Raw genomic sequence first — 948 nt, forward strand, 5'->3', positions numbered from 1 at the left:
AACCCGCCCCCATTATTTTTACGCGCCACCATGGTTCACAACCACTGTTACACCGGGTGCGTGGTCGATGGCGGGGCACCCCGCCGGGTCCCGCGCGATTTTTTTGTGCCCTCAACCGGGCGCCGGCCGGGGAGCCGTGAGGCTCCGGCGGGGGTTCCGGTGCGGTCTTGGTGGGTCTTGGGGGAGTCTCGGCGGGGCCTCTGGCCAGAGCCTGACGGAGGGCTGACGGAGGGCCGGTGGACGCCCGTAGAGGTGGTGCAATTGCACATATTAAATTGAGGAGTTGTAGGGCGGGTGTAAGAAACGGTGTTTCCAAAACAAGTTCGGTGACACCCGTCACATGCCCTGAATCTTGTTGCCGCAGATGCCCGTGCGCTAGAGGGGCCGGCGGGGGTGCGACAGTCTCCGACTCTCCCCAGGCTGCCATCTGACGGGCGGCCTGTGGGTCGGCTTTCGTCACCCCTTCGGGGGACTTTCGTCCTCACCCCCCTCAGAGGCGCTCTCACGGGCCGTCAGGACCTGTGTGAGGTCCTCGGGGGCGAGCTCCCCGCCCGGCTCCATGGCGAGCCGCAGGAGGCGATGGCAGATCGGGCAGTGCCGGGTGATGTGCCGGTAGCCCGAGGCCGCGGCGAGGTGCGCGCGCAGCAGGGCCCGGGTCTCGTGCCGTACGGGTGCCGCCATGCCGCCGCCTCCCCTCGCCCGGGTCGTGGTTCTGGCGTACCCAGGCGCGGCGCGCCCGTCAAGACGCCCGGAACGCCTTGAGCCCCGCCCGTACGCCCGACAAGAAGGCCCCGCGCTCGAAGGTGCGGGCTGGTTGAGCGCAGGGGGGCGCACCGGACGACACGGGCCGGCTCAACGCACGAAGAAGGGGCGGCCCCCGCGCGGGGGGGCGGGGGAGAATCGGCGGCGCACCGCGGAGTATAACCCGCCGCCCCCCCCGACAGCGGG

The 948-nt window shown here is 70.4% G+C and carries 1 protein-coding gene; it reads right to left on the minus strand.

Annotation, left to right across the window (positions count from 1 at the left end; translation table 11 throughout):
* Nucleotides 1-456 precede the first annotated feature (456 nt).
* Complete coding sequence (locus tag ACFW9D_RS07290) at nt 457-681, minus strand: DUF6274 family protein (protein ID WP_188337815.1); 225 nt, start codon at nt 679-681, stop codon at nt 457-459.
* Between the last annotated feature and the right edge of the window lie 267 nt (nt 682-948).

Origin of the sequence: Streptomyces sp. NPDC059524 (assembly GCF_042749255.1) — a bacterium.
Lineage (GTDB): Bacteria > Actinomycetota > Actinomycetes > Streptomycetales > Streptomycetaceae > Streptomyces > Streptomyces xanthii.

What these genes read in the sequence shown, in the direction of transcription:
- ACFW9D_RS07290 (WP_188337815.1), bottom strand. Translation starts at nt 681, where the DNA reads ATGGCGGCACCCGTACGGCACGAGACCCGGGCCCTGCTGCGCGCGCAC.